This is a genomic window from Polaromonas sp. P1_E3 (assembly GCF_056405935.1).
In genome coordinates this window covers 1-4860 of sequence record NZ_JBFUBD010000212.1, presented here as the reverse complement: position 1 = coordinate 4860, position 4860 = coordinate 1, and the positions used below count along the sequence as shown (strand labels likewise).

The window sequence follows — 4860 nt, the reverse complement described above, 5'->3', positions numbered from 1 at the left end:
GCCCACAGCACACCCACCACGTTGGCGGTGGCAACATTGCGCAGGCGGAAAAGGCCCAGCGGCACCAGCGGTGTCGTGACCCTGGCCTCTATGGCCAGGAAAATCGCCATCAGCACCGCGGCGGCTCCCAGCAGGCCCAGGGTCTGGCCCGAGAGCCAGCCGGCTTCGTTGCCGTTGACGATGCCGTACACCGCCAGCATCAGCGCGGTGGTGACAGTAATGGCGCCCCACACGTCAAGCCGCGCACCGGTGGCCTGCCCCTTGCCGCCGGGCAGCAGGAACAGGCACAGCGCAAACACGGCAGCGCCAATGGGCAGGTTCACCAGGAAGATCCAGTGCCAGTTGAGCGAATCGGTCAGCACGCCGCCCAGCAACACGCCGATGCTGCCGCCACCGGCGCAGACGAAGCCATAGACACCCATGGCCTTGGCGCGCTCGGCCGGCTCGGTGAACAGGTTCATGATGAGCGACAGCGAAATCGCCGACACCACCGCGCCGCCCAGGCCCTGCACCGCCCGGGCAACCACCAGCAGCACCTGCGAATTGGCAAGGCCACAGGCCAGTGAGGCCACGGTGAACAGCGTGAGCCCCGCCAGGAACAGGCGGCGCTGGCCGTACAGGTCGCCAAGGCGGCCGCCCAGCAGCAAAAAGCCGCCGAAAGTCAGCATGTAGGCATTGACCACCCAGACCAGCGAGGTTTCGGTAAAGCCGAGGTCGGTGCGGATGGAAGGCAACGCCACGTTCACGATGGTGGTGTCAAGCACGATCATCAGCACGCCCAGGCAAAGCACCATCAGGGCCCACCAGCGTTTTCGGGTTTCCATGTTTCGGGTCATCTACGGTTTCTCCTCAGGTTCAATCGATGTCGTCAGTACCGATAGGGCCGGTCAGCGGAATGGACCCGCGCGCGCCATCACCCTCAATGCTATCAAATCAATAGCTGGTTGCGCTCGTTGCCATTGACCGTGAGGTCATTTTTGTCATCAACCATTGCGAGGGCCGGCTGCCGCTGGCAGCGCGGGCCGGCGTGTCCATGTCCTACAAGCGCAGCCGGATTTGGCGGATAGAAATGATGCGCCCGGCTGGCTAATTTAGCTGTCAGGAAACGGGAGCCCCGTGGCCCTCCCGCCGCCCTGGCACTCCACACAGGCCGCTGACTTTTCCCATTGGATCTCTCATGCTTTTGACTCCACCCTCCGTGCGGGCTCCCCGCGCCGCCAGACTTGCGAGCCTTGCCGTGCTGGGCGGCGCCGGCCTTCTTGCCTTGCCCGCGCTGGCAGACCCTTCGCCCGCACTGGATCGCGCCAGCCTTTCCATCGGCGCTTTTCACGCAGACCCGACCTTCAATGCGGCAGTGAACACGCGTTTCGGCCGGCTCGACTCCGGCGACGTGAACCGCAGCAGCGTGACCATGCCGCGCCTGAAGGCTGATGTGCTGCTGTTTGACTCCCAGGGGCTGTCGCTGGACTACTACCAGTTCAAGCGCGGGTACTCGGATTCTCTGGCCAGCAACACCACAGTAGGGAGCGGGACTGTCACCACCACCGGCACCGCCAACCTGGACGTGAAGCTGGACTTTGCCAAACTGGCCTACAAGTGGTGGCTGGGGTCGGGCAATACCGTGCTGGGCCTGGGCGCGGGCGCGGCCTATTACCGTGCCAGCCTGGACCTGCGCGCCACCGCGGCTGTTGGCGGGACGAGTGGCGCCATCGCCGAGAGCTACAGCGACGATGCCGTCGCGCCGTTGCTGGAGGTTGGCCTGCGCCACGCCATCAACCCCGACCTGCGGCTGTTTGCCGATGCCTCCGGCGTAAAAAAGACGGGTGGCAGCGTACGCGGCGAGATCTACAACGCCGCAGTGGGTGTGGAATGGTTCCCGTTAAAGAACGTGGGTGTGGTGCTGGACTACGGCCTGACCGATATTGACCTGCACCGGGACGACAGCAACGCCCGCTTTCGCGTCAAGCTGAAGGGCCCTTCGGCTTTCCTGAAGGTACGCTTTTAGCAAGTCCCCGTGCCGCTAGCCGGCACGGTGCAAAGCAGGCGCCAGCCGGATCAGCGATTGAGCATATGCAGGATGTTGCCGTCCGGGTCCTTGAACCAGGCACCCTTGAAATCGCCCGCTACGTGCGTATCGCCTTGCCGCGTCATGTCGGGCAGGTCGTAGTGCTCGAACACCACGCCTTTGGCCTTGAGCGCCTTCAGGATGTTGTCGAACTCGTCGCCCACACTCCAGGTGGCGGATGTGGCCTTGTTGGTGCCGGCGAAAGACGAGACGTACACCACCACGGTGGCGGTGCCGCTCTGGTAGGTGAGCACGCCCTCCCCGGCGGTGTCCAGCGGGGTGAGGCCGAGTGTGCCTCCATAGAATTTCTTCGCCACCTCAAGGTCCTTGACGGCGATGGTGGCCATGGCGTTTCGGTTGGCAAGCATGATGGCTCCTTTCAGTCGCAATGTTTGTGGCCGCGCCGGGGCATGTCAACCCCGGCCCGTCAGGAAAATGTGTCCTTGTGTGCCTGCACCGCACCGCGCATGCAAAGAAATGTGTCCACATCCCGGCGGCAGGTAAACCGGCGCAACACCCTGCAAGAACACTGGTATTGGGTACGGGGATAGCATCCAATGGTGACTGACCCAATCTGCAGGAAGCCCATGCACACTACAACGACCACCTCCACCACCGCGCCTTCCAGCCTGACCCATCGCATCTGGATGGCAGGTTCCTTGCTGGCCCTGGCCACCGCGGGGGCCTTGCTAGCCGCGCAGGCACAAGCCCAGACCGCGGAGCCGGCCACGGCAGCCTCCGCTCCCACCGCCGCGACCTCTTCCACACCGGCGCCATCAACAGTCACCTATTACGACCCCAAAGACCTGGAGCGCGCCTTCAAGTTCATGGACAAAACCGGCGACGGGAAGGTCAGCCGCGACGAGGCGTCGAACTTTCGCGGCGTCTCCAGGCACTTCGACGAGGCCGACGTCAACAAGGACGGTTTTCTCTCGCGTGAGGAATTCGACAACGCGATGAACCGCAGCAAGGCGCGTTGAACCCGTTGAACCTGCACATCGAAGTGCGATGCAAAGGCAGTGAGCCGTCCCCCCCGAACAGGTCAGACCGACTCATCGGCATGATGAGTGATGTTCTTGGCCCAAAGCGAGAGCGGCTTGAACTTCGAGAAAAGCCAGAGGCCGAAAACACAGGCGGTCCCAAGAGCGGGCGTGAGGAACCCCGTCATCAGAATGCCTATGACGGGCCCAAGCACGAAGCCCATCACTCCGTATACCTGCCGGCCGTTCCACTGGACCGTGTTGAAACCGAATCCAGCCAGAACGCCAAACACGATACCGAGCGGCAGCAATGAGAACACCAGGCCGATGAAGACCAATTTGTAGACGGAGCCCACATACAGACGGGTTAGCGAAATTCGTGTGAACATGTGGATTCCCTTTTGAAGCGCAGCGTTTGACAGAATTGAAGACCGGCAACCAGCGGAGCCGGCCATGGGGCCAACCGCTTCACAGGGAGCATCGAACGCCCACCACGGTATTGACGCTGCCGGGCTCCCAATCCGTCTCGCGCCAGCGGTACACACCGGGCGCTACAACCGTGAGTTCCCACTCGAGTGGCCGGCCGGATTGCTTGAGACGCCTCTCCCCCTCGTACTGAATCACCAGGCTAGCCGGGCCCGCAGACAACACGGTGGCGCGGGAGCCTTCGGTCTCCCCAAGCGCTGTCTTCCATTTGCGATCGTACGTGATGTCCAGAATCTTCCCGTCCCGGCTGAGCTGCATGCGCATTTTGAGGTTGCCGGGCGCGCAAGCGGGCTCGGTGTTATAGCTCTCGGCCCAAAGGCCCGCGAGCTGGTTCGAATCAAAGGGAAAAGACGCGGGGCTTGCCGCGGCGTATGTCACGCTCGACAACAGGAAGGCAAAGGCAGAAACAAAAATTTTGAACATGGTTCACACGCGATGGTTTGGATTAGGTGAATAAGCGACCGTTGCAATATCGCACATTGTCATAAAAAGTCGCAGCGCAGGCCGGCTGTTCTGCAGCCTTGTGAGCCTGACCGGCAGGCAGCACATGCGGGCGCGACCGCCTTTCCCGGGCGCCTGGCGGGCCGGCACATCCCCGCTGCACGCCGGGCTGTCACTGGATGCAGATGGGCTGCATAATTTCACGGAAGGCCGGCAGCACCTCAGGCCTCTCTTTATTCCTTCGCATCACCGCAGGAGACGATATGGCCACCCACGAATTGTTCGCTTATCTCCACGTGAAAAACGCTGCAGAGGCGATGGCGTTTTACACCTCGGTTTTTGGTGCAAAAGAGAAATTCCGGCTAACGGAGCCCGATGGCCGCCTGGGCCATGCCGAACTGGATTTTGACGGCGCCACATTGATGGTGTCGGAAGAATTCCCGGAGTACGGCACCCGGGCACCCGATGCCGGCGCGCCGGCCACGGTGACGCTGCACCTGCATGTGGGCAACTGCGATGAGGTGATTGCGCGGGCGCTGAAAGCCGGCGCCACGCTGGAAATGGCGCCGCAGGACCAGTTTTACGGCGAGCGCTCAGGCAGCTTTCGCGATCCGGCAGGCTACCGCTGGAGTGTGGGGCACAGCATTGAAACCGTGTCGCCGGAGGAAATGCAGCGCCGCTACACCGCCCTGATGACCGCGCCTTCCAGCTGAGGTGCTATTCATTCAATAGCTGCTTGCGCACGCCAATAAAGGCTCCCAGCCGATTTCGTCATAATATTTTTGAGGGGCGCGTGCTCAGGCCTCGTTTGTGGGCGACTCCGAAAGCCCGCCCTGCCCGAGCACACGCCGCAAGGTGTCGAGGAGTTCGGTGTTGGAGGTTTTTGCC

At 62.4% G+C, this 4860-nt stretch carries 7 protein-coding genes; 3 read left to right on the top strand and 4 right to left on the bottom strand.

Translation table 11 applies throughout. From position 1 onward, the window contains the following. Positions 1-836: MFS transporter (locus AC1D0Z_RS16125; RefSeq protein WP_477659233.1), on the bottom strand; the 836-nt coding region annotated here is incomplete at its 3' end. 341 nt (positions 837-1177) lie between these two features. On the opposite strand from AC1D0Z_RS16125, the gene AC1D0Z_RS16120 reads away from it, so the two are divergent. Continuing rightward, complete coding sequence (locus AC1D0Z_RS16120; RefSeq protein WP_477659232.1) at positions 1178-2005, top strand: hypothetical protein; 828 nt, start codon at positions 1178-1180, stop codon at positions 2003-2005. A 50-nt stretch (positions 2006-2055) separates the two neighbouring features. Here the strand turns inward: AC1D0Z_RS16120 and AC1D0Z_RS16115 are convergent, their stop codons facing one another. Then, positions 2056-2433, bottom strand: a complete 378-nt coding sequence (locus tag AC1D0Z_RS16115) for a VOC family protein (RefSeq protein WP_477659231.1) — start codon at positions 2431-2433, stop codon at positions 2056-2058. Positions 2434-2652: 219 nt separating this feature from the next. Between AC1D0Z_RS16115 and AC1D0Z_RS16110 the strand changes: the two genes are divergently transcribed. Continuing rightward, positions 2653-3045, top strand: coding sequence for an EF-hand domain-containing protein (locus AC1D0Z_RS16110; protein WP_477659230.1), 393 nt, complete (start codon positions 2653-2655; stop codon positions 3043-3045). Positions 3046-3107: 62 nt separating this feature from the next. On the opposite strand, the gene AC1D0Z_RS16105 is transcribed toward AC1D0Z_RS16110, so the two are convergent. Further along, positions 3108-3434, bottom strand: coding sequence for a hypothetical protein (locus AC1D0Z_RS16105; RefSeq protein WP_477659229.1), 327 nt, complete (start codon positions 3432-3434; stop codon positions 3108-3110). Positions 3435-3513: 79 nt separating this feature from the next. Next, on the bottom strand, positions 3514-3954 hold the full coding sequence (locus AC1D0Z_RS16100) for a hypothetical protein (protein WP_477659228.1): 441 nt from the start codon (positions 3952-3954) through the stop codon (positions 3514-3516). Positions 3955-4235: 281 nt separating this feature from the next. On the opposite strand from AC1D0Z_RS16100, the gene AC1D0Z_RS16095 reads away from it, so the two are divergent. Beyond that, complete coding sequence (locus AC1D0Z_RS16095) at positions 4236-4685, top strand: VOC family protein (protein WP_477659227.1); 450 nt, start codon at positions 4236-4238, stop codon at positions 4683-4685. The last annotated feature ends 175 nt before the right edge of the window (positions 4686-4860 follow it).

What these genes read in the sequence shown, in the direction of transcription:
- AC1D0Z_RS16105 (WP_477659229.1), bottom strand. Translation starts at nt 3,434, where the DNA reads ATGTTCACACGAATTTCGCTAACCCGTCTGTATGTGGGCTCCGTCTAC.
- AC1D0Z_RS16100 (WP_477659228.1), bottom strand. Translation starts at nt 3,954, where the DNA reads ATGTTCAAAATTTTTGTTTCTGCCTTTGCCTTCCTGTTGTCGAGCGTG.
- AC1D0Z_RS16120 (WP_477659232.1), top strand. Translation starts at nt 1,178, where the DNA reads ATGCTTTTGACTCCACCCTCCGTGCGGGCTCCCCGCGCCGCCAGACTT.
- AC1D0Z_RS16095 (WP_477659227.1), top strand. Translation starts at nt 4,236, where the DNA reads ATGGCCACCCACGAATTGTTCGCTTATCTCCACGTGAAAAACGCTGCA.
- AC1D0Z_RS16110 (WP_477659230.1), top strand. Translation starts at nt 2,653, where the DNA reads ATGCACACTACAACGACCACCTCCACCACCGCGCCTTCCAGCCTGACC.
- AC1D0Z_RS16115 (WP_477659231.1), bottom strand. Translation starts at nt 2,433, where the DNA reads ATGCTTGCCAACCGAAACGCCATGGCCACCATCGCCGTCAAGGACCTT.